The sequence below is a fragment of the Coralloluteibacterium thermophilum genome (genome assembly GCF_042654365.1).
Taxonomy (GTDB): domain Bacteria; phylum Pseudomonadota; class Gammaproteobacteria; order Xanthomonadales; family Xanthomonadaceae; genus Coralloluteibacterium; species Coralloluteibacterium thermophilum.
In genome coordinates this window covers 12,927-39,865 of sequence record NZ_JBHSGG010000029.1, presented here as the reverse complement: position 1 = coordinate 39,865, position 26,939 = coordinate 12,927, and the positions used below count along the sequence as shown (strand labels likewise).

General features: G+C 71.9%; 22 protein-coding genes and 1 pseudogene. 6 read left to right on the top strand and 17 right to left on the bottom strand.

Annotation, left to right across the window (positions count from 1 at the left end; genetic code table 11):
* Positions 1-20: 20 nt before the first annotated feature.
* The 16 genes from dnaE to rpsB all read right to left on the bottom strand — a co-directional run bounded on the left by dnaE (position 21) and on the right by rpsB (position 19,750).
* Positions 21-3,581 carry a DNA polymerase III subunit alpha gene (gene dnaE, locus ACFO3Q_RS10070; RefSeq protein ID WP_377004543.1) on the bottom strand — a complete coding sequence of 1,187 codons (3,561 nt, stop codon included), beginning with the start codon at positions 3,579-3,581 and terminating at the stop codon, positions 21-23.
* A 92-nt stretch (positions 3,582-3,673) separates the two neighbouring features.
* Positions 3,674-4,321 (bottom strand): ribonuclease HII, encoded by a 648-nt coding sequence (locus ACFO3Q_RS10065; RefSeq protein ID WP_377004542.1) that lies wholly within the window; start codon positions 4,319-4,321, stop codon positions 3,674-3,676.
* Entirely contained in the window at positions 4,318-5,523 is a 1,206-nt protein-coding gene (lpxB, locus tag ACFO3Q_RS10060; protein WP_377004541.1) for a lipid-A-disaccharide synthase, read from the bottom strand. Before lpxB ends, ACFO3Q_RS10065 begins: the two co-directional genes overlap by 4 nt.
* A 92-nt stretch (positions 5,524-5,615) precedes the next feature.
* Complete coding sequence (lpxA, locus tag ACFO3Q_RS10055; protein WP_377004540.1) at positions 5,616-6,386, bottom strand: acyl-ACP--UDP-N-acetylglucosamine O-acyltransferase; 771 nt, start codon at positions 6,384-6,386, stop codon at positions 5,616-5,618.
* 31 nt (positions 6,387-6,417) lie between these two features.
* Entirely contained in the window at positions 6,418-6,885 is a 468-nt protein-coding gene (gene fabZ / locus ACFO3Q_RS10050) for a 3-hydroxyacyl-ACP dehydratase FabZ (RefSeq protein ID WP_377004539.1), read from the bottom strand.
* Positions 6,882-7,922, bottom strand: coding sequence for a UDP-3-O-(3-hydroxymyristoyl)glucosamine N-acyltransferase (lpxD, locus tag ACFO3Q_RS10045; RefSeq protein ID WP_377004538.1), 1,041 nt, complete (start codon positions 7,920-7,922; stop codon positions 6,882-6,884). The genes fabZ and lpxD overlap by 4 nt, the downstream gene beginning before the upstream one ends.
* Positions 7,923-7,933: 11 nt before the next feature.
* The gene (bamA, locus tag ACFO3Q_RS10040) at positions 7,934-10,333 is read right to left on the bottom strand and encodes an outer membrane protein assembly factor BamA (protein WP_377004537.1); all 2,400 of its coding nucleotides are present in this window, start codon (positions 10,331-10,333) and stop codon (positions 7,934-7,936) included.
* Between the two features lie 110 nt (positions 10,334-10,443).
* On the bottom strand, positions 10,444-11,799 hold the full coding sequence (gene rseP, locus ACFO3Q_RS10035; protein WP_377004536.1) for an RIP metalloprotease RseP: 1,356 nt from the start codon (positions 11,797-11,799) through the stop codon (positions 10,444-10,446).
* 2 nt (positions 11,800-11,801) lie between these two features.
* Positions 11,802-12,980 (bottom strand): 1-deoxy-D-xylulose-5-phosphate reductoisomerase, encoded by a 1,179-nt coding sequence (locus ACFO3Q_RS10030; RefSeq protein ID WP_377004535.1) that lies wholly within the window; start codon positions 12,978-12,980, stop codon positions 11,802-11,804.
* A complete protein-coding gene (locus tag ACFO3Q_RS10025; protein ID WP_377004661.1) occupies positions 12,977-13,789 on the bottom strand; it encodes a phosphatidate cytidylyltransferase in 813 nt (270 codons plus the stop codon). The genes ACFO3Q_RS10030 and ACFO3Q_RS10025 overlap by 4 nt, the downstream gene beginning before the upstream one ends.
* A gap of 58 nt (positions 13,790-13,847) precedes the next feature.
* A complete protein-coding gene (gene uppS, locus ACFO3Q_RS10020; protein ID WP_377004534.1) occupies positions 13,848-14,597 on the bottom strand; it encodes a polyprenyl diphosphate synthase in 750 nt (249 codons plus the stop codon).
* Between the two features lie 97 nt (positions 14,598-14,694).
* The gene (gene frr, locus ACFO3Q_RS10015; protein ID WP_377004533.1) at positions 14,695-15,252 is read right to left on the bottom strand and encodes a ribosome recycling factor; all 558 of its coding nucleotides are present in this window, start codon (positions 15,250-15,252) and stop codon (positions 14,695-14,697) included.
* 96 nt (positions 15,253-15,348) lie between these two features.
* The gene (gene pyrH / locus ACFO3Q_RS10010) at positions 15,349-16,077 is read right to left on the bottom strand and encodes a UMP kinase (protein ID WP_377004532.1); all 729 of its coding nucleotides are present in this window, start codon (positions 16,075-16,077) and stop codon (positions 15,349-15,351) included.
* Between the two features lie 178 nt (positions 16,078-16,255).
* A complete protein-coding gene (locus ACFO3Q_RS10005) occupies positions 16,256-17,761 on the bottom strand; it encodes an HDOD domain-containing protein (RefSeq protein ID WP_377004531.1) in 1,506 nt (501 codons plus the stop codon).
* A gap of 168 nt (positions 17,762-17,929) precedes the next feature.
* Positions 17,930-18,805: a translation elongation factor Ts gene (gene tsf, locus ACFO3Q_RS10000; RefSeq protein ID WP_377004530.1), complete on the bottom strand. Its 876-nt coding sequence runs from the start codon at positions 18,803-18,805 to the stop codon at positions 17,930-17,932.
* A 141-nt stretch (positions 18,806-18,946) separates the two neighbouring features.
* Positions 18,947-19,750, bottom strand: coding sequence for a 30S ribosomal protein S2 (gene rpsB, locus ACFO3Q_RS09995; RefSeq protein ID WP_377004529.1), 804 nt, complete (start codon positions 19,748-19,750; stop codon positions 18,947-18,949).
* Positions 19,751-20,000: 250 nt separating this feature from the next.
* Between rpsB and map the strand changes: the two genes are divergently transcribed.
* The 6 genes and pseudogenes from map (at position 20,001) to dapE (ending at position 26,457) form a co-directional block, all read left to right on the top strand.
* The gene (gene map, locus ACFO3Q_RS09990) at positions 20,001-20,777 is read left to right on the top strand and encodes a type I methionyl aminopeptidase (protein WP_377004528.1); all 777 of its coding nucleotides are present in this window, start codon (positions 20,001-20,003) and stop codon (positions 20,775-20,777) included.
* Entirely contained in the window at positions 20,774-23,422 is a 2,649-nt protein-coding gene (gene glnD / locus ACFO3Q_RS09985) for a [protein-PII] uridylyltransferase (protein WP_377004527.1), read from the top strand. The genes map and glnD overlap by 4 nt, the downstream gene beginning before the upstream one ends.
* Before the next feature lie 87 nt (positions 23,423-23,509).
* Positions 23,510-24,337, top strand: a pseudogene (gene dapD, locus ACFO3Q_RS09980) (2,3,4,5-tetrahydropyridine-2,6-dicarboxylate N-succinyltransferase); the annotation flags it as partial.
* A gap of 13 nt (positions 24,338-24,350) precedes the next feature.
* Positions 24,351-24,716 (top strand): Spx/MgsR family RNA polymerase-binding regulatory protein, encoded by a 366-nt coding sequence (locus ACFO3Q_RS09975; RefSeq protein WP_377004526.1) that lies wholly within the window; start codon positions 24,351-24,353, stop codon positions 24,714-24,716.
* 157 nt (positions 24,717-24,873) lie between these two features.
* Positions 24,874-25,155 carry an EF-hand domain-containing protein gene (locus ACFO3Q_RS09970; protein ID WP_377004525.1) on the top strand — a complete coding sequence of 94 codons (282 nt, stop codon included), beginning with the start codon at positions 24,874-24,876 and terminating at the stop codon, positions 25,153-25,155.
* A 129-nt stretch (positions 25,156-25,284) separates the two neighbouring features.
* Entirely contained in the window at positions 25,285-26,457 is a 1,173-nt protein-coding gene (gene dapE / locus ACFO3Q_RS09965) for a succinyl-diaminopimelate desuccinylase (RefSeq protein ID WP_377004524.1), read from the top strand.
* Here the strand turns inward: dapE and ACFO3Q_RS09960 are convergent.
* A complete protein-coding gene (locus tag ACFO3Q_RS09960) occupies positions 26,454-26,888 on the bottom strand; it encodes a hypothetical protein (RefSeq protein ID WP_377004523.1) in 435 nt (144 codons plus the stop codon). The genes dapE and ACFO3Q_RS09960 overlap by 4 nt on opposite strands.
* Positions 26,889-26,939: the final 51 nt, after the last annotated feature.

Sequence of the window (26,939 nt, the reverse complement as noted above, 5' to 3'; positions counted from 1 at the left end):
GGGCGGCGCCCGGTCGCGCGCTAGTCGCTCCTCGCCCACGGTCGCTGCATTGCCAGGGCGACGCCGCTGATGCATGGCAGGGCGCGGAGCTGGCCGAGGAGCTCGGAGCTGGCGCGGATGGCGTGGCTGCCGTTGAGCTGCAGGCTGCCCCGCGCGCTGGGGGTGATGAGCTCCAGGCGCAGCGGCACCTTGCCGGGCCGGTGCGGAGCGAGCACGGCCTCGAAGCGCGACAGCGCGTCCGGCATGCGCGCATCGAGCGTCAGGCTCAGGCGCCGGCCGCCGCTGGCCGCGACCTGGTCGAACTCCCAGCAGTTGCGCACGCGCAGGGCGTAGCCGCCGGAGAATTCATCCTCGCGCAGACCGCCCTCGATCAGCAGCACGCGGTCGCGCCCGAGCAGGGTCGAGAACTGCGCGAAGGCCTCGCCGAAGAAGGCGCACTCGAGCTTGCCGTGGCCGTCCTCGATCTGCACGAAGGCCTGCGTCTCGCCCTTGCGGCGGACCGCGACGACCAGGCCCGCCACCACGACCTGGGTCTCGCGCCGGCCGCGCGTGTCGCCGAGCAGCTTGGGCAGGTCGCCCAGGTGGGAGCCGGTGAGGGACTGCAGCTCCGCGCGGATCGGGTCGAGCGGGTGGCCGCTGAGGTAGTGACCGAGGGTGTCGCGTTCGCCGTCGAGGCGCTGCTTGAGCGGCCACTCGTCGGCACGCGGCAGTTCGAGGTGCAGGGCCGGCGCCGCGTCCGCGGACGGGCCGCCGAACAGCGAGACCTGCCCGGCCTCGCGCTCGCGGGCCATCTGCTCGGTCGCGCGCATGACCTCCGGGAGCTGCAGCATGAGGCTGGCCCGGTTCTCGCCCAGCGCGTCGAGCGCACCGGAAAGCACCATGGCCTCGAGCACGCGCCGGTTGAGGCGCCCTGCGTCCACGCGGCGACAGAAGTCGAGCAGGTCGGTGAAGGCGCCGCCCGCGTCGCGCGCCTCGACGATGGCCTCGATCGCGCCGCGGCCGACGCCCTTGATCGCGCCGAGGCCGTAGCGGATGGTCCGCGCGTCCGTCGCCTCGAACATCCAGGTGGAGGCGTTGACCTCGGGCGGAAGCACGGTGAGGCCCATCACCCGCGCTTCCTCCAGGAAGCCCGTGACCTTGTCGGTGTTGTCCATGTCCGAGGACATCACCGCCGCCATGAACTCGGCCGGGTAGTGCGCCTTGAGCCACGCGGTCTGGTAGGCGACCAGCGCGTAGGCGGCCGAATGCGACTTGTTGAAGCCGTACTCGGCGAACTTCTCCATCAGGTCGAAGATGGCCGTCGCCGTCTGCGGGTCGACGCCGCGCTCGGCCGCGCCCGCCTCGAACATCTGGCGCTGCTTGGCCATCTCCTCGGGCTTCTTCTTGCCCATCGCGCGGCGCAGCAGGTCGGCACCGCCCAGCGAGTAGCCCGCCAGGACCTGGGCGATCTGCATCACCTGTTCCTGGTAGACGATGACGCCGTAGGTCGGCTTGAGCACCGGCTCCAGCGAGGGATGCGGGTAGGTCACCTCGGCGTTGCCGTGCTTGCGGTCGACCCAGTCGCGGTCCATTCCCGAGCCCAGCGGGCCGGGACGGAACAGCGCCGCGAGCGCGATGATGTCCTCGAACACGTCCGGCTTGGCGCGCTTGAGCAGCTCGCGCATGCCGCGCGATTCGAACTGGAACACCGCGACCGTGTCGCCGCGCGCGAAGATGCGGTAGGCCTCGCGGTCGTCCAGCGGCAGCGCGGTGATGTCGAGCGGCTCGGCGCCCTCGCGTGCGCGACGCGCGTTGATGGCCTTCACCGCCCAGTCGATGATGGTCAGCGTGCGCAGGCCGAGGAAGTCGAACTTGACCAGGCCGACCGCCTCGACGTCGTCCTTGTCGTACTGGGTGACGATGCTGCGCGCACCGCCGTCCTTCGCGGGCGGCTCGGCGAACAGCGGCGCGAAGTCGGTCAGCGGCGACGGCGCGATCACCACGCCGCCGGCGTGCTTGCCGGCGTTGCGGGTGAGGTCCTCGAGCTTCAGCGCGAGGTCGATGAGGTCGCGCACGTCCTCCTCGAGCTCGTAGCGCTGGATCAGCTCGGGCGAGCTGAGCTCGGCGTTCTCCCTGGCCTTCTTCGAGCGTCCCAGTGCGTCGGAGAGCGTGATGCCGAGCGTGTTCGGGATCAGCTTGGCGATGCCGTCGACGAAGCCGTAGGGGTGCCCGAGCACGCGGCCGCAGTCGCGCACCACGGCCTTCGCGGCCATGGTGCCGTAGGTGATGATCTGGCTGACCCGGTCGCGCCCGTACTTCCGCGCGACGTAGTCGATGACCTCGTCGCGCCGGTCCATGCAGAAGTCGATGTCGAAGTCCGGCATCGACACGCGTTCGGGGTTGAGGAAGCGCTCGAACAGCAGGTCGTAGGGCAGGGGATCGAGGTCGGTGATGCCCAGCGCCCAGGCGACCAGCGAACCCGCGCCCGAGCCGCGTCCCGGACCCACGGGGATGCCGTTGGCCTTGCCCCAGTTGATGAAGTCCGCAACGATCAGGAAGTAGCCCGGGAACCCCATCTTGATGATGACGTCGAGCTCGATGTCGAGCCGCGCCTCGTAGCTGGCGCGGTCGTGGCCCGGGGCCATCGGATGCTTGGCCAGCCGCGCGTCGAGTCCCTCGTGCGCCTGCTTGCGGATCCAGGTCTCCAGCGTCTCGTCGTCGGGGACCGGGAACTGCGGCAGGTAGTAGGTGCCGAACGACAGCGCGATGTTGCAGCGCTTGGCCAGCTCGACGGTGTTCTCCAGGGCCTCCGGGATGTCGGCGAACAGCGCGGCCATCTCCTCGGCCGACTTCATGTACTGCTCGGGGCTGTAGTCGCGCGGGCGGCGCGGGTCGTCGAGCACGCGCCCGGTCGCGATGCACACGCGCGCCTCGTGCGCCTCGAAGTCCTCGCGGGCGATGAAGCGCACGTCGTTGGTGGCGACCAGGGGCAGGTCGCGCCGTGCGGCCAGCTCCAGCGCCGCCGCGTTGAAGGCCGCCTCGCCGTCGCGCTCGGTGCGGGTCAGCGCCAGGTACAGGCGGTCGTCGAAGTGGCGCTGCCAGGGGCCCAGCGTGCGCTCGGCCTGCTCGATGCGCCCGGCGACGGCATCGGCGCCGATCAGGCTCTCGCGTCCGGCGAGCACGAACAGGCCGGTGTTGTCCTCGAACAGCCACTGCGGCTGGGCGACCACGCAGTCGCCGCGATGGCCGTCGAGGTAGGCCCGCGAGAGCAGGCGCGACAGCGCGAGGTAGCCGTCGCGGTTGCCGCACAGCAGGGTGAAGCGCGACGGCGGCCCGTCGCCTTCGGCGAACCAGACGTCGGCGCCGGCGATCGGCTTGATGCCGGCACTTTCCGCTGCGCCGTAGAACTTGACCAGGCCGAACAGGTTGCTGTCGTCGGTCAGCGCCAGCGCGGGCTGGCGCAGCTCGACCGCCCGGCTCAGCAGGTTCGGGTGCGGCGCCTTGGCCGGATCGACGTAGTCGGACTTTTCCGGCAGACGAATGATGGAGTCCCGCAGCGAGTACTCGCTGTGGACGCGGAGATGGACGAACCCAGGGGACATGGCGACTCGCGGCGACGCCCGGGAAGGGTAGGGGCGGGCAGGGGGGGCGGCAAGGCTTGACAGCATCCGCCGGGGCGGCGGCGTCGCCGGGCTCAGGAGGGCGTGGCTTCCGGCGTTTCCCGGAACAACGGCCGGGTGCAGGGCAGCGCGGGCGCCTCGCGCTCGGCGCGGATGCGCACGGGCGCGAAGCTGCGCCGATGGATCGCGCAGGGGCCGAGGCGCTCCAGCGCCTCGAGGTGCTCGGGCGTGGAGTAGCCCTTGTGGCGGGCGAAGCCGTAGCCCGGGTGGATCAGGTCGAGGTCCTGCATCAGCCGGTCGCGGGCGACCTTGGCGAGGATGGAGGCGGCCATGATGGCCGGTACCCGCGCGTCGCCACCTACCACGGCCTCGCCGGGGCAGCACAGCGCCTTCGGCACGATGTTGCCGTCGATGCGGGCGCGGTCGGCGGCGGGCACCAGTCCCGCCACGGCCCGGCACATGCCGGCGAGCGTTGCCTGCAGGATGTTGATGCGGTCGATCTCGCCCACGTCGACCACCTCGATCCGCCATGCCAGCGCGCGCGCCTGGATCCGGGGGAACAGGGCCTCGCGCGCCGCGGCGCTCAGCGCCTTGGAATCGTCGAGTCCGCGCAGGCGGCGGCGCGGGTCCAGCACCACCGCCGCCACGACCACCGGCCCGGCCAGCGGGCCGCGCCCGGCCTCGTCCACGCCGGCGACGCGCGCGGGCAGGGCGGCGCTCACCGGCCCGCCTCCAGCGCGAGTCCGGCGACGGCGTCCGCGGCCAGCACGTCGGCGTCGCGGCGCAGGGCCTCGTGCAGCGTGCGGAAGCGCGGCACGAGCGCGGCGACCTCGTCCGGCCGCTCGAACCAGCGCGCGACCGCCTCGGCGAGGTTGGGCCCGGTGCAGCGCTCCTGCATCAGTTCGGGCACCACCGGCTCGCCGGCGAGGACGTTCGGCAGGCTGTAGTGCGCGATGCGCAGCATCCCCAGGCGCTTGACGATGAAGTGGGTCGAGGCGGCGATGCGGTAGCCGACCACCATCGGCCGCTTGGCGAGCATGGCTTCCAGCGCGGCGGTGCCGGAGGCGAGCAGCACCACGTCGGCGGCGACCATGGCGTCGTGCGCGCGGCCCTCGACCACGTGCAGCAGCGGCGCCAGGCGCGCCTGCTGCGGGTGCGCGGCGAGCGCGCGTTCGAAACTCGCCCGCGCCCCGGGGCCCGCCATGGGCGCCACCGCACGCAGGCCGGGGATGCGCTCCGCGAGGAGGCCGAGCGCGTCGAGGAAGTCCGGCGCGAGGCGGCGGATCTCGCCGTCGCGGCTGCCCGGCAGCAGGGCCAGCAGCGGTGCCCCGGCCGGCAGGTCCAGCGCCCTGCGCGCGGCGGCGCGGTCGGGGTCGAGCGGGAACGCCTCGGCCAGCGGATGCCCGACGAAGCGCGCGTCCACTCCGTAGCGGGCGTAGATGGCGGGCTCCATCGGGAACAGGCACAGCACGCGGTCCGCGCTGGCGCCGATCTTCCGGGCGCGCTGCTCGCGCCACGCCCAGACCGAGGGGCTGACGTAGTGCACCGTGCGGATGCCCGCGCGCTTGAGGCGCTTCTCCAGCCCGAGGCAGAAGTCGGGCGCGTCGATGCCCACGAACACGTCCGGCCGCCAGTCCAGCAGGCGCCGCGTCAGGCTGCGTCGCAGGGCGAGCAGGCGGGGCAGGTGGCGGAGCACCTCGGTCAGGCCCATCACCGCCAGCACGCTGTAGTCGTGCCAGGCGTCGAACCCGTGCTCGCGCATGCGGCGGCCGCCGATGCCTGCGATCTCAGCGTCGGGGAAGCGCGCGCGCAGTTCGCGCACCAGGCCGCCGCCGAGCTGGTCTCCCGAGGCCTCGCCCGCGACCAGCGCGATGCGCAGCGGGCGTTGCGGTGCCGGAGCGGGGTGGGGGGCGTCTGCGCTCATGGTGCCGGGAGAGCCCGGGGGACGTCGGGTGGCCGCCCATGCTACGCGGGCGGCGGCCGCTTGTGTGCGGCCTGCAGGCGATGCGCCGCGGGTCAGCGGGCGAGCGGGCGCGTGCCCTGCCGGATGAACTCGACGAAGGCGCGCACGTCCTCGCTGTCGGCTGCGGCCGCGTCCAGCGCCTGCATGGCCTCGCTGCGCGGCAGCCCGCCCATGTAGAGCGTGCGGTAGGCGCGGCGGATGGCGCCGATGCGCTCGGCGTCGAAGCCGCGCCGCTTGAGTCCCTCGGCGTTGATGCCGCGCGGGCGGCCGTACTCGTCGGCCACCATCACGAACGGCGGCACGTCGCCGTTGACCAGGCAGCCCATGCCGATGAACGCGTGGGCGCCGACGCGGCAGAACTGGTGGACGCCGGCGAAGCCGGAGAGGATGGCGTGGTCGTCGACCTCCACGTGCCCCGCGAGGGTCGCGTTGTTCGACAGGATGATGTGGTCGCCCAGGCGGCAGTCGTGCGCGATGTGCGCGTAGGCCTGGATCCAGTTGTCGTTGCCGATCGTGGTGACGCCGCCGCCGCCCGCGGTGCCGCGGTTGATGGTGACGAATTCGCGGATGTGGTTGCGGTCGCCGATGACCAGCTCCGCACGCTCGCCCTGGAACTTCTTGTCCTGCGGGTCGCCGCCGATGGCCGCGAACGGATGGATGCGGTTGTCGCGGCCGATCCGGGTGGGGCCCAGCACCACGCAGTGGGCGCCGATGCGGGTGCCGTCGCCGATCTCGACGCCCTCGCCGATCACGCTGAAGGCGCCGACGTGGACCTCGGCGCCGAGGACGGCGCCGGGGTCGATCTGCGCGGTCGGATGGATCATGTCGGTCCCTCGGGTCGGAAGACGCGCGGCGTCAGAGCGTGCGCTCGGCGCACACGACCTCGGCGCAGGCGGCGACCTCGCCGTCCACCAGCGCCCTGCAGGAGTAGAAGCTCATGCGCTTGATCGTCCGCTTGAGCTCGACCTCGAGGACGAGCTGGTCGCCGGGCACCACCATCCGCGAGAAGCGCGCCTCGTCCACCTTGACCAGGTAGTACTCCTTGTCCTCGGTGCGCGGCGGTTCGGAGAGCTGGGTCAGGAGGCCGCCGGCCTGGGCGAGCGCCTCGATGACCAGGACGCCCGGCATGATGGGGTTGCTCGGGAAGTGGCCCTCGAAGAAGGGCTCGTTGACGGTGACGTTCTTGATCGCGCGCAGGCGCTTGCCCGGCTCGACCTCGACGACGCGGTCCACGAGCAGGAACGGGTAGCGGTGCGGCAGCATCTGCTTGATGCGCTGCACGTCGAGCGGCAGGTCGATGGGCGGCAGGTCGTGGGTGGTCATTCGGTGTCCTTGCTGGCTGCCTTGACGCGGCGGGCGAGCGTGTCGAGTTGCTTGAAACGCGCGGCGTTGCGGCGCCAGCTGCGGTTGTCCTGGATCGGCGTGCCCGAGGAATACTCGCCCGGTTCGCGGATCGAGTGCGTCACCAGGCTCATCGAGGTGATGGTGACGCGGTCGGCCAGCTCGAGATGGCCGAGCACCCCGGCGCCGCCGCCGATGAGGCAGTAGCGGCCGATGGTGGCCGAGCCCGCGACGGCCGAGCAACCGGCCATGGCGGTGTGCGCGCCGATGCGCACGTTGTGCGCGATCTGGATCTGGTTGTCGAGGCGGACGTCCTCGCCGAGCACGGTGTCGTCCATCGCGCCGCGGTCGATGGTGGTGTTGGCGCCGATCTCGCAGTCGTCGCCGACCGTCACGCCACCCAGTTGCGGCACCTTGAGCCAGCGCCCCTGCTCCATGGCCAGGCCGAAACCATCGGCACCGAGCACCGCGCCCGGATGGACGAGCACGCGCGCGCCCAGGCGCACCCGCGTCACCAGGGTGACGCGCGCGACCAGGCGGCTCTCCGGCCCCACCACGCAGTCCTCCCCGATCACGCAGCCGGGGCCGACGTAGGCGCCCGCGTGCACGACGCTGCGCGCGCCGATGCTGACGAAGGGGCCGATCTCCGCGCCCGGGTCCACCGTCGCGTCCGCCGCGACCACGCTGGAAGGATGGATGCCCGGCTGCAGCGCCGGCGTCGGGTCGAACAGCGCGGCGATGCGCGCGAAGGTCGCGTACGGGTCGCGCGCCACCAGGCATGGCACGGGACAGGCCTCCGCGTCGGCCTCGCGCAGCACCACGGCCTCCGCGCCGGTGCGCTCGAGGTCGCTGCGGTACCTGGGATTGGCGAGGAAGGCGAGCTGTCCCGCGGCCGCGCGCGCGAGCGTGGCGACGCCGTGGATGCGCGTGGACGCATCGCCACGCACGTCCACGCCGAAGCGCTCGGCGAGTTCGCCGAGCGTATGGCCGTCGTTGCTGCCGCGGGCCGGCGTCCCCATGCCGCCCCCGCTCAGAACTGGGTCCCGAAGGTGAACTGCAGGCGCTCGACGTCGTCCCCGTCCTGCTTCTTGATCGGCATCGCGTAGCTGATCGAGATCGGGCCGATCGGCGCGCGCCACTGCAGCGCGAGGCCGGCCGAGGCGCGAAGCTCGCCGGCGTCGAAGTCGTCCGTGCCCGCGTACACGTTGCCCGCGTCGACGAAGGCCGAGACGCGCGCGGCAGGGGTGTCGAGCAGACGCGGGAAGTAGAACTCCAGCGAGCCCACCGTCTTCAGCGAGCCGCCGAGCGGCTGCCGGAAGCCGGGCGAGTTCGACGCATAGGCGACCGGACCCAGGGTGTTGTCGCGGAAGCCGCGCACCGAGTTCACGCCGCCGGCGTAGAAGTTCTCGAAGAACGGCAGGCCGCTGGCGGTGATGGTCACCGTGCACTCGTCCTGGCCTTCCGGGCAGTCCGGGCGCGGACCCGTGACGGTCCGGCTGAAGTCGCTGCCGTAGGAATCGCCGTAGCCGAGGTCCGCGCGGGTCTGCATCACCAGCCACGACGCCAGCGGCCAGTAGCGCGAGTAGGTGTAGTTGAGCTTGTAGTACTCGACCGTCGAGCCCGGGAGGTTCACCTGCGCGCTGATGCGCTGCACCGTGCCGCGGGTGGGCTGGAAGAAGTCGTTGCGCGAGTCGCGCGCCCAGGCCAGCTCGATGTTCCAGGACTTGAAGGTGCGGTTGCCGACCGCGTCGATGTAGTCGACGATCGACTGCGGCGTCAGGCCCGGCCAGGCGAAGATCTCGTTGCTCTCGACGCCGAAGTTCGCCGCGACGGTGTCGGTCTCGGTGATCGGCAGGCCGAACAGCAGGCGTCCGGCCATGGCGGTGGACGAGAACTGCGCCACGTTGAAGTTCGACTGGTCGAACTCGCGGTAGAACACGTTGTAGCCGAGCGAGACGCCGTCGTCGGTGAAGTAGGGGTCGAGGTAGGTGAAGTCGTAGCGCTGCAGGTAGTCGTTGCGCTGCGCGGCGATCGAGAACTGGTTGCCCGTGCCCAGGAAGTTGCTCTGCGAGAGCTGCACCTGGGTGATGAGGCCCGACAGCTGCGAGTAGCCGAGGCCGAACACGAAGCTGCCGGAGGTGGTCTCGCGGACAGAGACGACCACGTCCACCTGGTCCGGCGAGCCCTCGACCTGCGGCGTCTCGATGTTGACGCTGCCGGACTCGAAGAAGCCCAGGCGCTGCAGGCGGATCTTCGAGCGGTCGATCGCCGCCTGCGAGTACCAGGCGCCCTCGAACTGGCGCATCTCGCGGCGCAGCACCTCGTCGGACGTACGCTCGTTGCCCTTGAACTCGATGCGGCGCACGTACACGCGCGGACCCGGCTGGACGTTGAAGTTGATCGCGACGGTGCGCGCCTCGCGGTCGATCTCCGGGATCGGGTGCACCTCGGCGAAGGCGTAGCCGACGTTGGCCAGGACGGAGACGATGCGGTCGGAGGTGACCTCGAGCAGGCGGCGCGAGAAGCGCTGTTCGGGCGCGACCAGGACCAGGCGCTCGATGTCCTCCTGCGGCAGCACGGTGTCGCCGGTGACGCGCACGTCGGAGATCGTGTAGACCTCGCCCTCGGTCATGTTGGCGACCAGGAACATGTCGCTCTTGTCGGGGCTGATCGAGACCTGGGTGGAGTCGACGCTGAAGTCGACGTAGCCGCGGTCGAGGTAGAAGCTGTCGAGCTTCTCCAGGTCGCCGGACAGTTTCTCCATCGAGTACTGGTCGTCGCGGCGGTACCACGACAGCCAGTTGCTGGTGTTGGACTCCCAGCTGGCGCGGATGTCCTCGTCGGAGAACGTCTCGTTGCCGACCAGGTTGATGTGCCGGATCTTCGCCGCCTTGCCTTCGGCGATGGTGATGGCGATGTCGACGCGGTTGCGGTCGAGCTCGGTCACCTGCGGCGTGATGGCGACGCTGTACTTGCCGCGGTTGTTGTACTGCCGGGTCAGCTCCTGGGTGACGCGCTCGAGCGCGAGCCGGTTGAAGGTCTCGCCCTCGGCCAGGCCGATGTCGCGCAGGCCGCGCTGGAGGTCCTCGGTCTTGATGTCCCTGTTGCCGCTGAGCGTGATCTGGTTGATCGCCGGGCGTTCGCGCACGTTGACCACCAGGATGTCGCCCTGCCGCTCGAGGGTCACGTCCTCGAAGAAACCGGTGCGGAACAGGGCGCGGATGGCGTCGGCCGCTCGGGTGGAGTCGAGGGTGTCCCCGCGCTCGACCGGCAGGTAGGTGAAGACCGTACCCGCCGAGATGCGCTGGAGTCCGTCGACGCGGATGTCGGACACCGTGAACGGTGCGATCGCCTGCTGGGCGGTGACCGGGGCACAGACCGCGGCGGCGAGGGCGGCGGCGAGCAGGCGGCGTTTGACGGTTCGCTTCATGTCACGTCCGGTTGGGCGGTGGCGCACGGCGCGCACCCGCGATGATGCAGTGGCGGGGGGAACAAGGGTGGGAGAGAGGATGGCATCCGGCGGTCGTGCTGCGCGAGCGGTCAGGACACCAGGCGCAGGATGTCGTTGTAGAAGGCCAATCCCATCAGTCCGGCGAGCAGGGCGAGCCCCAGGTACTGGCCCGCGATGACGGCGCGATCGCTCAGCGGACTGCCCTTGATCAGCTCGATAAGGTAATACAGCAGGTGTCCACCGTCCAAGACGGGAATCGGCAGCAGGTTCATGATGGCCAGGCTGAGCGACAGCAGGGCCAGGAAGTTCAGGAACCAGGCGACGCCGAGCTGGGCCGAGCTGTTGGCGTACTGGGCGATGGAGATCGGTCCGGACAGGTTCTGCAGCGAGGCGCGCCCGTCGAGCATGCGCCCCAGCATCGCGAAGGTCTCGCGGGTCAGGCGCCAGGACTCCGAGAAGGCCGCGGGGACGGCGCCGAGGACGCCGTGGCGCAGGGTGGTGTCGTATTCCGCCTCGCCGCGGGGCGGCTCGATGCCCAGGACCCAGCGCGGGGCGCCCTCGTCGCCCTCGTGCCAGGCGGGCGTCAGCGCGAGGGCGAGACGCCGGCCGTCGCGCTCGATCTCGACGTCGAGGGCGCGGCCCTCGGTCGCCTGCGCCTGGACCGCCGTGCCGACCTGGTCCCAGGAGCCGATCGCGGTCCCGCCGATGCGCAGGATGCGGTCGCCCGCCACGAGGCCCGCCCGCTCGGCAGGGCTGCCCTCGCGGATGGCGCCGGCGGTGGCCGGGAGCAGGAACTGCTTGCGGACCAGGCCGACCTCGCGGAGCAGGTGACGCTCCTGGACGTCGCTGCCGATGCGGTCCAGGGGAAGCTGGCGGGTGCGCACCTGGCCGGCGGCGTCCTCGACCTCCACCTCCACCTGCCGGCGGTCCATGGCCGCGGTCACCAGCGCGAGGCCGGCGTCGGACCAGGTCGGCACGGGCTTGCCGTCGATGCGCAGCAGCCGGTCGTCGCGCTGGAAGCCGGCCTCGGCGGCGACGCCCTCGACGTGGCCGACGATGGGCAGGTAGTCCGGCTTGCCCAGGGTGAACATGAGCCAGAGCAGGGCGAGGCACAGCAGCAGGTTGGCGGCGGGCCCGGCCGCGACGATGGCGATGCGCTGCCAGACCGACTTGCGGTTGAAGGCCTCGTCGCGCTGCGCGTCCGGGACGTCGCCCTCGCGCTCGTCGAGCATGCGCACGTAGCCGCCCAGTGGCAGGGCCGCGATCACGTACTCGGTGCCATCCCGGCCCACGCGGCGCCACAGGGGCTTGCCGAAGCCGATGGAGAAGCGCAGCACGCGGACGCCGCAGCGGCGGGCGACCCAGTAGTGGCCGAACTCGTGGAAGGTGATCAGCACGCCGAGGCTGACGATGAGCCACCAGATGGAGCCGAAGAAGGTGTCCATGCTCAACCGAGGGTGGGGATCAGGGCCGCCGCGCGGCTGCGCGCGCGGGCATCGGCATCGAGGAGTGCCTCGAGATCGGTGTGCGGGGCGTCGTGGAGATCATCGAGCACCGCCGCGATCAGGTCAGGGATGTCAAGGAAACGCAAACGGCGCTGAAGAAAGGCTGAAACCGCCACTTCGTTGGCGGCGTTGAGCACCGCCGCCGCGGCGCCGCCGGCGCCCAGCGCCTGGAACGCCAGCCGCAGGCACGGGAAGGCGTCCATGTCCGGCGCCTCGAAGTCCAGCCGCGCCAGGGCCGCGAGATCCAGCGGCGCCACGCCGGTCTCCACCCGCTGCGGCCAGGCGAGCGCACAGGCGATGGCGGTGCGCATGTCCGGCGCGCCGAGCTGGGCGAGCACCGAGCCGTCCACGTAGTCCACCAGGGAGTGGACCACGCTCTGCGGATGCACCACGACCTCGATGCGCTCCGGCGGCATGCCGAACAGCCAGTGCGCCTCGATGACCTCGAGGCCCTTGTTCATCATGCTCGCGGAGTCCACCGAGATCTTCCGACCCATGGACCAGTTCGGATGCGCGCAGGCCTGCTCGGGGGTCACCGTGGCCAGCTCGGCGCGGCTGCGGCCGCGGAACGGGCCGCCTGAGGCGGTCAGCAGCAGCCGGCGCACGCCGCCGCGCGGGTCGTCGGCCGCGTGCGGCAGGCACTGGAAGATCGCGCTGTGCTCGGAGTCGACCGGGATCAGGCTGCCGCTGCCGCGCGCAACCGCCTCGATCAGGAGCGCGCCGGCGAGGACCACCGATTCCTTGTTGGCCAGCAGCAGGCGCTTGCCGGCCCGGGCGGCGGCGAGCGTCGAGGCGACGCCGGCCGCGCCGACGATGGCGGCGATGACCGTGTCGACCTCGTCCGAGGCGGCCAGCGCGCCCAGCGCGTCCGGCCCGGCATGCGGGACGGTGGCCAGGCCGGCCGCCCGCAGGCCCTCGGCGAGTTCCCCGAAGCGGGCCGGATCGGCCACGACGGCGTGCCGCGGGCGGAAGCGTGCGCACAGCGCGACGAGGGCGTCGACCTGGGCGTTCGCCGAGAGGACGGTCGCCTGGAAGCGGTCCGGGTGCCGCGCGATCACGTCCAGGGAGGACGTGCCGATGGAGCCGGTTGCGCCCAGCACCGCGACGCGCTGCACGTTCACAGGCCCAGCAGTCCCTTCAGCACGACGAACACCGGCAGCGCTGCGAGGATGCCGTCGATGCGGTCGAGGATGCCGCCATGGCCGGGCAGGATGGAGCCGGAGTCCTTGATGCCGCTGTGGCGCTTGATGAGGCTCTCGAAGAGGTCGCCCACCACCGAGAACGCCCCGGCGACCGCGGCGAGCAGGGCGAGGAGGAGGTAGGAGGTCTCGATGCCGAGGATCATCGCGAAGGCCAGCGCGATCAGGATGCAGCCGGCGAGCCCGCCCCAGACTCCGGCCCAGGTCTTGCCGGGGCTGATGCGCGGCGCGAGCTTGCGGCGGCCGAGGAAACGGCCGGCGAAGTAGGCCGCCGAGTCGGCGGCCCAGATCGAGGCCAGCGCGACCAGCGCCCAGCGCGGCGACTCGCTGTGCAGGAGTGCGAGCGCGCACCAGGCCGGGATGACGCACAGGCTGCCGGCGCCCAGCTTCAGCATGCGCGCCCAGGTGGTGTCGCGGGACGCGAAGTCGAAGCGCAGCAGCCACACGAAGGCCAGGACCCACCAGAGCGCGCCGAGCAGGGTCGCCATCGTGAGCAGGGCGGTGTTGCCGCGCGAGGCCCAGGCGATGGCCGCGATCACCGCGGCGTTGGCCAGGACCAGCACGCCGCGCGCGACCGGCTCCGCGACGTCCGCCAGGCGGGTGTACTCCCACAGGCCGAACAGGAACACCGCGGCCACCAGCGCGACGAACCAGGCGGTGGGCAGCAGCAGGACCGCGCAGATCGCCAGGGGCGCCAGCAGCAGGGCGGTGATCACGCGGGTTCGCATCAGGGAGAGGTCCTCGGGAAACGGGAAGGGCATCGGCGGCCGGAGCACCGGGCGGCGGCGCTCACGTGACCGCCCCGGCCACCTGCGCGCCGGTGAGGCCGAACCGGCGCTCGCGCGCAGCGTACTCGTTCATCGCCCGGCGGAGTTCGTCCTCGCCCAGGTCCGGCCACAGCGTCTCGGTGAACCAGAGTTCGGTATAGGCGAACTGCCACAGCAGGAAGTTGCTGATCCGCATGTCGCCGCCGGTACGGATGAAGAGGTCGGGTTCCGGGAGGTCGGCCAGCGCGACGCACGCGCCGAAGGCGGCCTCGTCGATGCCCTCGGGGGCGAGTTCGCCCGCGGCCACCCGCGCCGCCAGCCTGCGGCAGGCCTGCACGATGTCCCAGCGGCCGCCGTAGCCGGCGGCGATGGTGAGGTCGAGTGCGCGGTTGCCCGCGGTCAGCCGCTCGGCGGCGTCCATCCGCACCAGGATGGCGGGCGGGAATCCGTCGCGGTCGCCGATGAAGCGCAGGCGCACGCCGCGGCGGTGCAGCTCGTCCACTTCGCGCTCCAGCGCGGCGAGGAACAGGCGCATCAGAGCGCTCACCTCGTCCGGCGGCCGGTTCCAGTTCTCGCTCGAGAAGGCGAACAGCGTCAGCGCGGCGATGCCCTCGCGCAGGCAGAAGTCGATGCAGAGGTTCACCGTGCGGGCGCCGGCGCGATGGCCGACGGCGCGCGGCCGGCGGCGGCGTTCGGCCCAGCGGCCGTTGCCGTCCATCACGATGGCGACGTGGCGGGGCAGCTTGCGCGACGTGTCGGGGATTGCGGTCATTCCGGAGCGGCGGGTAGCGCGGCGGGCCTCGCCGGTGGCGACCGGTTCCGGCGGACGGAGAGGGGCGGGCGCCGCCCCCGGGGGCGGCGCGGCCGGATCACATCGCGAGGAGCTCCTGCTCCTTGGTCTTGACCACTTCGTCGATCTCCTTGACGTAGCGGTCGGTCAGCTTCTGCACCTCTTCTTCGAAGCGGCGCTGGTCGTCCTCGGTGATCGCCTTGTCCTTCAGCAGGTCCTTGCCCTGCTGGATGGCGTCGCGGCGGATGTTGCGCACCGCGACCTTGGCGTCCTCGCCGTCGGCGGCGACGCGCTTGCCGAGCTCGCGGCGGCGCTCCTCGGTGAGCGGCGGGATGTTGATGCGGATCGTGGTGCCGGCCGTGTTCGGGGTGAGGCCGAGGTCGGAGGCGAGGATCGCCTTCTCGACCGCCGCGACCATGGGCTTCTCCCACGGCGTGATCGTGAGCGAGCGGGCGTCGCTCACCGAGACGTTGGCGACCTGGGACAGCGGCACCTCGGAGCCGTAGTAGTTCACCTTGAGGTGGTCGACCAGGGCGCTGGTGGCGCGACCGGTGCGCAGCTTGGTCAGCTCGTGCTGCAGCGCCTCGACGCTCTTGGTCATGCGCTGGCTGGCGTCTTTCTTGATGTCGTCGAGCATCGTGCACTCCGCGTCGGGAAGGTGGAAAAGTCAGCAGGCGATTATAGGCCGCTCCCGCCGGTCCCGCCGCAGGCGGACGGGCGGGGCGGGGACGGCTCAGGCCGCGGCGTGCACCAGGGTGCCGATGGCCTGGCCCTTGAGGATGCGCATGAGGTCGCCCGGGCGGGTCATGTCGTAGATGCGCAGCGGCATCCCGTAGTCGCGGCACAGCGCGATGGCGGCGGTGTCCATCACCTGCAGGTTGCGCGCGATGACCTCGTCGTAGGAGAGCTTCTCGTAGCGTCGTGCGTCCTTCTTCTTCTTCGGGTCGGCGTCGTAGACGCCGTCGACCTTGGTGGCCTTCAGAAGCAGGTCCGCGCCGATCTCGACCGCGCGCAGCGCGGCGGCCGAGTCGGTGGTGAAGAAGGGGTTGCCGGTGCCCGCGGCGAACAGGACCACCCGGCCCTTCTCGAGGTGGCGCACGACGCGGCGGCGGATGAAGTCCTCGCAGACCTCGTTGATCTTGATGGCGCTGGTGGTGCGCACCTGGGCGCCGAGCTTCTCCAGCGCGTCCTGCATGGCCAGCGCGTTGATGACCGTGGCCAGCATGCCCATGTGGTCGCCGGTGACGCGGTCCATCCCGGCCTCGGCGAGGCCAGCGCCGCGGAAGATGTTGCCGCCGCCGATGACCACGCCGACCTGCACGCCGGCCTTCTGCACGTCCAGGATCTCGTTGGCGAGGCGGCCGATGACCTCCGGGTCGATGCCGTAGTCCATGCGTCCCATCAGCGCCTCGCCGGACAGCTTGAGCAGGATGCGGCGGTACTTGATGGGTTTGTCGGTCACGGCGATTGCTCCGGGCAGGCGGCGGGCTGCGCATGCGGCGCAGCCGGGAAGGCGGGAAGAGGGCCGGCGTGCGCGCGGGTCGGATCGACCCGGCGCCGGCCAGCGGCGAATTGTAGCCGCTGCGGCCGCCGAGCGGCGCCGTCGGCGCGGTCGCGGGTGGCCGGCGAAGTGTCCGCGCTCAGGCGCGGGAGGCGTCCGGCTGCTCGCCGAGCACGCGGTTGCGGCCGCTCCGCTTGGCCGCGTACAGGGCCTCGTCGGCCGCCCGCAGCAGGTCCTGCACGCTGGCGTGCTGGTCGGTGCCGCCCTGGGTCGCGAGCCCGGCCGAGGTGGTGACGTGGATCACTTCGCCGGCCGCCTCGGCCATCGGCGTGCGCGCCACGATCTCCAGCAGCCGGTTCAGCACCGCCGAGGCCGCCTCCGCCGTGGTCCCGGGCAGCACCAGCAGGAATTCCTCGCCGCCGTAGCGGGCGACGATGTCCGAGGTCCGCAGGGTGCGGGTCACCAGCCGGGCGAAGTTGCGCAGGACCTCGTCGCCGACGAGATGCCCGTAGCGGTCGTTGACGAGCTTGAAGTCGTCGAGGTCGAGGAAGGCGATGCTCAGCGGCCAGTCGTAGCGCGCGGCGGAGTCGAACTCCTTCTGCAGGACCTCCTCCAGGCGCATGCGGTTGTAGGTGCCGGTCAGCGGGTCGCGTCGCGCCTGCTCCTCGGCGGCGCGGGCGCGCTCGACGAGCCGCTCGGCGTCCTGGGCGCGCCGGTGCGACTCGTTGAGCTGGCTGAGGTTGCGCAGCACCATCAGCTCGCGCGCGTACTCCAGCAGGCTCTCGATGCGTTCCGGGTCGGCGGGGGTGCGTTCGAGCTCGAACAGCGCGCTGATCTCGGGGTAGGCCTCGCTGACCTGGGCGAGGATCTCGGCGAAGCCGCCGCGCTCGATGCCCAGGTGCTCGCGCAGTGCGTCGCCGGCGCGACGGCGCGCGGCGACCGCGTCCTCGGCCAGCCAGGCCTCGGCGACCACCGCGGCGACCGCGACGCAGGTCACGAACCGCTCGCTGCAAGGCAGGTTGCGACTCTCCTCGATGGCAAGGACCAGGTAGTCGGGAAGTCTCCAGTGCCGGGCGATGGCGCGGCCCACCTCGGCCCGGTCGGCGCCGAAACGCGCGCGTTCGAGCGCCTGGAGTTCCGCCTCGTCGCGCGCCTGGCGGCAGACCTCGGCATACAGGACGGGTTCGAGGTGTGCGAGGGCGAGCGCGCCGATGTCGCGCATCAGGCCGGCGAGCATCAGCTCCTCGCCGCGCGGCATGCGCAGGTGGGTGGCGAGCACGCGGCAGATCGTCGCGCACAGCGCGGCGCGCTGCCAGATCCGGACGAGGTCGGGCGCCATGGGCGGGCCCGGCCGATGCAGCGTCCTGCTGAGCAGGAAGCCGAGCGCGAGGGTCAGCGCGCCGTTGAGGCCGAGCAGGGTGAGCGCCTGGCGCAGGTTCTCGACGCGGCGCTGCGTCGCGTAGAGCGGGGAGTTGGCGGTCCGCATGATCTTGGCCGCCAGGGCGGGATCCCGCAGCAGCAGGTTCGCCACGTCGGCAAGCTCGACGTTGGGATCCTCGGCGAGGGCCACCACGCGCAGGGCCACGCCGGACGGCGTCGGCAGGTTGCGCGTGTGCAGCAGGCGTGCTGCAAGCTCAGGATGCATCGATGGTCCCGGCAAGGTCAGGGCGGGGCGCGGAGTCCCCTCGGCGATATCGGCGGTGGCACCCGCGCCCTCGAGTCCCCCGGGCGCGGCGCCTGCGAAGCGTCGCAGAAACGAAACGGCCGCGGAAGTCCGCGGCCGTTTCGTTGCAGGAGGCGCTGGAGCGCGGCCTCAGGCGAGGCCGGCCTGCTTCATCACCTCGGCGGCGAAGTCGTCCTGCTGCTTCTCGATGCCCTCGCCGACGGCCAGGCGATTGAAGCCGACGATCTCGGCGCCGGCCTTGCGCAGCGCCTCGCCGACGGTGACGTCGGTGTCGAGCGCGTAGGCCTGGCCGGTGAGGGTGATCTCGGAGACGATCTTGTTGACCTTGCCGGAGATGATCTTCTCCAGGATCTCGGCCGGCTTGGCGCGGTCCTTGTCGGTCATCTGCCCGAGCGCGATCTCCTTCTCCTTCGCCAGGAACTCGGCCGGCACGTCCTCGGGGCGCGCGTAGGCGGGGTTCATCGCGGCCACGTGCATGGCCACGCCGCGGGCGATCTCGGCGTCGCCGCCCTTGAGCTCGACCAGCACGCCGATGCGGCCGCCGTGCACGTAGGCGCCGACGGTGTCGGCGCTGTCGACGCGGACCAGGCGACGGACCTGCACGTTCTCGCCGACCTTCGCCACCAGGGCGGAGCGGCTCTCCTCGACGGTGCCGTCGGCCAGGGCGACGCTCTTGAGCGCCTCGGCGTCGGCGGCGCCGCTCTTCAGGGCGGCCTCGGCGACGGCGCGCGCGAAGGTGACGAAGTTCTCGTCCTTGGCGACGAAGTCGGTCTCGGAGTTGATCTCGACCAGCACGGCCTTGCCGCCGTCCTGCGCCAGGACCACGAGGCCCTCGGCGGCCACGCGGCCGGCCTTCTTGTCGGCCTTGGCGAGGCCGGTCTTGCGCAGGTGCTCCATCGCGGCCTCGATGTCACCGCCGTTCTCGGTGAGGGCCTTCTTGCATTCCATCATGCCGGCGCCGGAACGCTCGCGCAGTTCCTTGACCAGGCTGGCAGTGATTTCCATGGATTACCTCGATGTCTGGATGATTCTTCGCACGGCGCCCCGCGCGGGGCGTCGTGCCGGGCGTGCGCTGCGGCGCACGACGGATGAAAGGCGGGGCGGCAGGCGCCGCGGACATGCTGCCCGCGGCATCCTGCACCGGCGTTACTCGGCGCCGGCCTCGGCCTTGGCGCCGCGCTTGGCGGGCGCACGGCGGGCACCCTTGTCGTCCTGGCCCTCGGCGTCGACCTCGACGAACTCGTCGTCGACGTTGCCGGTGATCGGCGAGGCGGCCTTGCCCTCGAGCACGGCATCGGCCGCGGCGCGGGCGTACAGCTGCACGGCGCGGATGGCGTCGTCGTTGCCCGGGATGGCGTAGTCGACCAGGCTCGGGTCGTAGTTGGTGTCGACCACCGCGACGACCGGGATGCCGAGCTTGCGGGCTTCCTGGACGGCGATGTTCTCGTGGCCGATGTCGATCACGAACAGGGCGTCGGGCAGGCGCGCCATGTCCTTGATGCCGCCCAGCGAGTTCTCGAGCTTGTCGCGCTCGCGGCGACGCTGCATGACCTCGTGCTTGACCAGCTTCTCGAAGGTGCCGTCGGTCTCGGCGGCCTCGAGTTCCTTCAGGCGCGCGACCGACTGCTTGACGGTGCGGAAGTTGGTCAGCGTGCCGCCGAGCCAGCGCTGCGAGATGTAGGGCATGCCGGCGCGGGTCGCCTCTTCCTTGATCGCCTCGCGCGCGGAGCGCTTGGTGCCGACGAACAGGATGGTGCCCTTCTTCTGGGCCAGGCCCGAGAGGAAGTTCATCGCGTCGGCGAACAGCGGCATGGTCTGTTCGAGGTTGATGATGTGGATCTTGCCGCGGGCGCCGAAGATGTAGGGCGCCATCTTGGGGTTCCAGTAGCGCGTCTGGTGGCCGAAGTGCACGCCGGCTTCCAGCATCTGGCGCATGGTGACCTGGGTCATGGTGTCGATTCTCGCGATGGGGAGCCGGCCGCCGGCAGAGGGCGGGGAAGGGGCTCCGGGGTTGGGCCTCCCTGCGGCGTCCGTGTCCGAACCCCTCGGAAGGGGCACCCCGGTACGGGCTGTTGCCGCAGGTGTGGATTCGCCGGTGTCGCCCGGCGTGGGCGTCCGCTGCGCGCGATGGGCGCGAAGCAAAGCCGCCGGATGATAGCTACTGGCCCAAGTGCCTGCAACTCATGGATAATCCCGCGCCATGGCCATCACCCTGAAATCTCCCGCCGACATCGAAAAGATGCGCGTCGCCGGCCGCCTGGCCGCCGAGGTGCTCGACATGATCGGCGAACACGTACGCCCCGGCGTGACCACCGAGGAACTGGACCGCATCTGCCACGACCACATCGTGAACGTGCAGGGCGCGATTCCCGCCAACGTCGGCTACAAGGGCTACACCAAGACCCTGTGCACGTCGGTCAACAACGTGATCTGCCACGGGATCCCGAGCGAGTCCAAGGTCCTGCGCGACGGCGACATCCTCAACATCGACGTCACCGTCATCAAGGACGGCTGGCACGGGGACACCTCGCGCATGTACTACGTGGGCGAGCCGTCGGTCATGGCGCGGCGCCTGGTCGAGGTCACCTACGAGGCCATGTGGCGCGGCATCCGCGCCGTGCGCCCGGGCGCCACCCTCGGCGACGTGGGGCACGCCATCCAGAGCTACGCCGAGAGCGAGCGCTTCTCCGTGGTGCGCGAGTACTGCGGGCACGGCATCGGCAAGGTCTACCACGACGAACCCCAGGTCGTTCACTACGGCCGCCCCGGTACCGGGCTGGAGCTGAAGCCGGGCATGACCTTCACCATCGAGCCGATGATCAACGAGGGCACCCGCTTCACGCGCGTGCTGCCCGACGGCTGGACGGTGGTCACCAAGGACCGCAAGCTCTCGGCGCAGTGGGAGCACACGGTCGTTGTGACCGAGGACGGGGTCGAGGTGCTCACCCTCGGCGCCGGGCATCCCGGCCGCCTGTGACCGCCGCGCCTGCCGCCGCGGCCGATGGCGAGGCCGCGCGGCTGGCGGCCCTCGACGACGACGGCGCCTGGCGCGAGGCCGCGCGGGCCCTGCTGGCCGGGGCGGACGCGACCCTCGTCGCGCGCTTCGAGGCACGCGAGGACATCGACGCCCTGCTGGCCGCGCGCGCCGAGGCGGTCGACAGCGTGGTGCGATCCGCCTGGCTGCGCTGCATTCCGGCGCAGGCTCCGGTACACCTGCTGGCGACCGGCGGCTACGGCCGCGGCGAGCTCTTCCCGCACTCCGACGTCGACCTGCTGGTCCTCGCCGACGGCGGCAGCCAGCAGGCCTGCGAGGCGGGGCTGGCGCGCTTCTTCGCCCAGCTCTGGGACGCCGGCCTGGCGGCGGGGCATGCGGTGCGTTCGCTGGCGCAGTGCGCCGAGGTGGCCGCCGGGGACGTGACCGTCGCCACGGCGCTGCTGGAGACGCGCCTGCTCGCCGGCGATCCGGGCAGCCTGGAGGCGCTCGCCGCGGCCATCGCCCCCGACCGGATCTGGCCGCCGCGCGCCTTCTTCCTCGCCAAGCGCGAAGAGCAGCGGGCGCGGCACGCGCGCTTCGACGACACCGCCTACAACCTCGAACCCAATCTCAAGGACGGTCCCGGCGGCCTGCGCGACCTGCAGACCCTGCTGTGGATGGCGCGGCGCATCGCCGGGGTCGAGCGCCTCGGCGCCCTGGTGCCGCTGGGCGGGCTGGGCAACGACGAACTGGCGACCCTGCGCCGCGAGCGGCGCGCGCTGTCGCGCCTGCGCTTCGGCCTGCATCTGGTCGCGGGCCGCCGCGAGGAGCGCCTGCTGTTCGACTACCAGAAGCCGCTGGCGGCCCGCTTCGGCCTGGTCGATGCCGGCCGCGACAACCTCGCCGTCGAGCAGCTCATGCAGGCCTTCTTCCGCAGCGCGGCGACCGTGCTGCGGCTCAACGACCGCCTGCTGCAGCGCTTCGAGGAGCAGCTCGAGGGGCCCGCGGAGGAGACCGCGCTGGAGGATGGCTTCGCGGCGCAGCGCGGCTATCTGGTCGCCCGGGACCCCGGCCGGCTCGCGCGCGATCCGGCGCTGGTGATGCGCCTGTTCGCGGTGTGGGCGGCGCATCCCGGGCTGCGCGGTCTGCACAGCCACACCGCGCGCGTGCTCGCGGAGGCGCTGCCGGACCTGCCGGCCTACACCGAGGCCGGGCCGGCGGTGCGCGAGGCCTTCATGGCCCTGCTGCGCGGGCCTGCGGCGGTCGCGACGCTCGCGCGCATGGCGCGCACCGGCGTGCTCGGGCGCTACCTGCCGGCGTTCGGGCAGGTGTCGGGGCGCATGCAGTACGACCTCTTCCACGTCTACACGGTCGACCAGCACACGCTGGCCGTGCTGCGCAACGTCGACGGCTTCGGCCGCGCCGAGCGCGATCCGCGCTTCGCCTTCGCGCAGGAGGTGCGCGCGCAGCTGCGCGCGCCCGAGCTGCTGCTGCTGGCGGTGCTCTTCCACGACATCGCCAAGGGCCGCGGCGGCGACCACTCCGAACTCGGCGCCGACGACGCGCGCGCCTTCTGCCGCGCGCACGGCCTTTCCGCCGGCGACACCGAGCTCGTCGCCTGGCTGGTGCTCAAGCATCTGCTGATGTCGGTCACCGCGCAGAAGCAGGACATCTCCGATCCGGGCGTGGTGGCGCGCTTCGCCACGGAGATCGCCGACCGCGAGCGGCTCGACTACCTCTACCTGCTGACCCTGGCCGACATCGCCGGCACCAGCCCCAAGCTCTGGAACGCCTGGAAGGACCGGCTGCTGGCCGACCTCTACTCCTCGACCCGGCTGGCGCTGCGGCGCGGCCTGGAGAACCCGGTCGGCGCGGAGGAGCGCATCGCGCAGACGCGCCAGGCCGCGCGCGAGCGCCTGCACGCCGAGGGCGTCGATCCGGCGCGGGTCGAGGCGGTGTGGAGCGAGTTCCCCGAGGAGATGTTCCTGCGCTGGCGCGCGGACGAGATCGCCTGGCAGACCCGCGGCATCATCCAGGCGCCGGGCGACCGGCCGCTGGCCCTGGCGCGTCCCCATCGCCCGGGCGAGGGCCTGCGCGCGAGCGCGCTGGAGGTGTTCGTGCACACGCCCGATCGCGACGGCCTGTTCGCGGCGCTGGTGGCGACCCTGGACCGCCTCGGCCTGAACATCGTGCAGGCGCGCGTGCTGACCTCGCGCGACGGCATGAGCCTCGACGGTTTCCGCGTGCTGGTGCCGGAAGGGCGTGAGATCGCGCCCGAGGACGTCGCGCGCACGCTCACCGGCGCGCTGCTGCGTCCGCTCGACCAGGCGCGGCCCTCCCGGCGGAGCACGCCGCGCCAGCTGCGGCATTTCAGGGTGCCGGCGCAGATCGAGTTCTCGCCCTCGCGCACGTCCGGCCGCACGCTGCTGAGCCTGGTGTGCACCGACAGGCCCGGCCTGCTCGCCGACGTCACCCAGGTGCTGCGCGCGCACCGGCTCCGCGTCCACGACGCCCGCATCGCGACCTTCGGGGAACGCGTCGAGGACATCTTCCAGATCACCGACGAGCGCGATCGCGCGTTCGGCGACCCCGCGCTGCAGCAGGCGCTGCGGGAGGCGCTCGCCGCCCGCGTCCCCGGCGACAGCTGATTCGTTTCACGTCCAGCGGCGGCCCGGCCGCCGCACCAGCAGGAGAACCCGATGCCCAACACGCCCGCCAACCCCGCCGTCCTCGCCCAGCCGGGCGTCGACGAACTCAAGGCCGTCATCGAGGGCGCCTGGGAGCGCCGCGCGGCGCTGACCGCCGCCGAGATCGAAGGCTCGACCCGCCCCGCGGTGGAGCGGGCGATCGAGGGGCTGGAGCAGGGCGTGTTCCGGGTCGCCCAGCCCGACCGCGGTGGCTGGGTGGTCAACGAGTGGCTGAAGAAGGCCGTGCTGCTGTACTTCCGGATCAGCGACAACCAGGTGGTCGAGGCAGAGCCGCAGAACTTCTGGGACAAGGTGCCGCTGCGCTTCGCCGGCGCCGACGAGGCCGCCTTCCGCGAGGCCGGCGCGCGCGTGGTGCCCGGCGCGCTCGTGCGACGCGGTGCGCACATCGGCGCGGACGCGGTGCTGATGCCGTCCTACGTCAACATCGGCGCCTGGGTCGGCTCCGGCACCATGGTGGACACCTGGGCGACGGTGGGCTCCTGCGCGCAGATCGGCCGCAACTGCCACATCTCCGGCGGCGCCGGGATCGGCGGCGTGCTGGAGCCGCTGCAGGCCGCGCCGACCATCATCGAAGACGACTGCTTCATCGGCGCGCGCTCGGAAGTGGTCGAGGGCGTGATCGTGGAGAAGGGCAGCGTCATCGGCATGGGCGTCTTCCTCGGGCAGTCCACGCGCATCTACGACCGCGCCACCGGCGAGATCAGCTACGGCCGCATCCCCGCGGGCAGCGTGGTCGTCTCCGGCTCGCTGCCGGCACCCGACGGCAGCCACTCGCTCTACTGCGCCGTCATCGTCAAGAAGGTGGACGCCAGGACCCGCGGCAAGACCTCGATCAACGAGCTGCTGCGCGCCTGAGCGGGAGACGCCCATGACCACCACGCTCTACGGCCTCGACAACTGCGACACCTGCCGCAAGGCGCGGAACTGGCTGAAGCGGTTCGACATCCCGCACACCTTCGTCGACTACCGCGCGGAGCGGCCGGCGCCGGACCTGCTCAAGACCTGGGCGCACCAGCTCGGCGGCTGGGAAAAGCTGGTCAACCGCAGCAGCCCGACCTGGCGCAACCTCCCCGAGGCGCGCAAGGCCGCCGCCAGCGATCCGGAGTGGACCCTGCTGATCCGCGAGCACCCGACCCTGGTGCGACGCCCCGTCACCGTCACCGCCGACGGCGCGGTGAGCGTGGGCTTCAGCGACAAGGCGTACAAGGAGAGGTTCGGCGGGGGGAAGGGGTAGGGCTCAGGGCGCGGGGCACAGGGCGGATCAGGTCGTTGGTCCGAACCCAGGCCCCAGGCCCCAAGCCCCAAGCCCCAAGCCCCAAAGCAGGCCCAACCTCGACACCGTCCTGACCCGTCCCGTGCTGCAGTCGGCGTACCCCATCCGGAGAACCGCCATGAAGCAGCTTCTTTCCGCGGGTCTGGCGCTCGCGTTCGTGTCCGCGCCGGCGCTGGCGCAGCAGCAGGAACTGCCGAGCAGCATGCAGGCCGCGCAGCTCCAGTTCGAGGAGATGGACGTCAACAACGACGGCATGCTGTCGATGCGCGAGGTGGGCACCGACAGCGCGCTCGCGCGCGATTTCATGACCTACGACACGGACGGCGACGGGCAGATCTCCGAGATCGAGTTCGACGCCTACCTGCGTGCGCAGGAGCAGGCCGCCGACGACGAGTTCTGAGCGCCCGCCTCGTCCACCCGCGGCGATGCCGCGTCCGCAAGGGCGCGGCATCGTCGCATCCGGCGTCCGTCGGGCCCTGTGGTGGAAGGCGCGGTAGCATGCGCGCCCGCATCCACGCAGCGCCCGACCATGTCCGACGTCCTCGACCTCGCCCGCAGCCTCATCGCCCGTGCCTCGGTGACGCCCGAGGACGCCGGCTGCCAGGACGCGATCGCGGAGCGGCTCGCCGCCTGCGGCTTCCGCATCGAGCGGCTGGACGCGGGCGAGGTGCGGAACCTGTGGGCGACGCACGGCGAGGGTGGCCCTGTGCTGGTCTTCCTCGGCCATACCGACGTGGTGCCGCCGGGCCCGGAGGCGGACTGGCGCAGCCCGCCCTTCGTCCCCGAGATCCGCGACGGCGCGCTCCACGGCCGCGGCGCGGCCGACATGAAGGGGAGCGTCGCCGCCTTCGTGATCGCGCTGGAGCAGCTGGTGGCGGCGCATCCCGACCATCCGGGCACGCTCGCGCTGCTGCTCACTTCGGACGAGGAGGGCGATGCCATCGACGGCGTACGCCAGGTCGCGGCACGCTTCGCGGAGCGCGGCGAGCGCATCGACTGGTGCCTGGTCGGCGAGCCGTCCTCGAAGGACCGCCTCGGCGACGTCGTGCGCATCGGCCGCCGCGGCTCCCTCACCGCCACCGTCGTCGTGCATGGCGTGCAGGGGCACGTCGCCTATCCGGAACTGGCGGACAACCCGATCCACCGCATGCTGCCGGCCCTCCAGGAACTCGCCGCGCGCGCGTGGGACCCGCAGCCGTATCCCGATTTCCCGCCGACCAGCCTGCAGATCGCCAACATCGAAGGCGGCACCGGCGCGAGCAACGTCATTCCCGGCAGCGCCCGGGTGCAGTTCAACCTGCGCTACGCGCCGTCGTGGACGAGCGATGCGCTGATCGCGGAGATCGAGAGCGTGTTCGACCGCCACGGCCTGCGACGCGAGGTCCACTGGCACCGCTCGGGCGAGCCCTTCCACACGCCGGAGGGCGCACTGCGCGCCGCTGTGCGCGATGCCGTGCAGGCCGAGTGCGGAATCGCGCCGGACGAGAACACCGGTGGCGGAACCTCCGACGGCCGCTTCGTCGCGCCGCTCGGGGCCGAGGTGGTGGAGCTGGGCCCCCGCAACGGCAGCATCCACAAGATCGACGAGCACATCGCCCTCGACGAGCTGGAGTGCCTGCCGCGGCTCTACCGCGGCGTCGCCGAGCGGCTGCTGGGCCTGGGCGGGCGGGAGGCCCGCCCGGCGACCGGCGTGTCCCGCTAGGCGGCCGAGGCTTCCAGCAGCGTGTCGCGGGCGGCATGCGCGGCGTAGCTGCCGCGCAGCTCTCCCAGCATGCCCAGGACCTCGCGGTGCAGGGCGGCCAGCCGCGGCTGGGCGCTGCCGCGCGTCTCGTAGTAGACGACGGTGAGCCACTGCGCGATGCCGCGGACCCGCAACTGCACGGCGCCGGCCTGGGCCTTGCCGGTGGCCTGCGCGGCGACGTCCGTCCAGGGCTGGTAGGGCTGCACGTCGCTGGCACCGTGGAAGTGCGGCACCTGCAACTGGCCCGCGCGCTGCATCTCGCGGATCGCGAGGGCTGCGGCCTCGCTGCGTGCGGCCTGCGGCAGCGTGTCGATCGAGGCCCGGATCGCGCGCGCCTGGCGGCCGAGTTCGCGTGCACGGAGGAAGGTCAGGGTGTTCAGGAGCAGACTCATCTCGCCCTCGCCATCGGAAGATGTCGAACGTCGAAAGAGATCGTTCCCCTA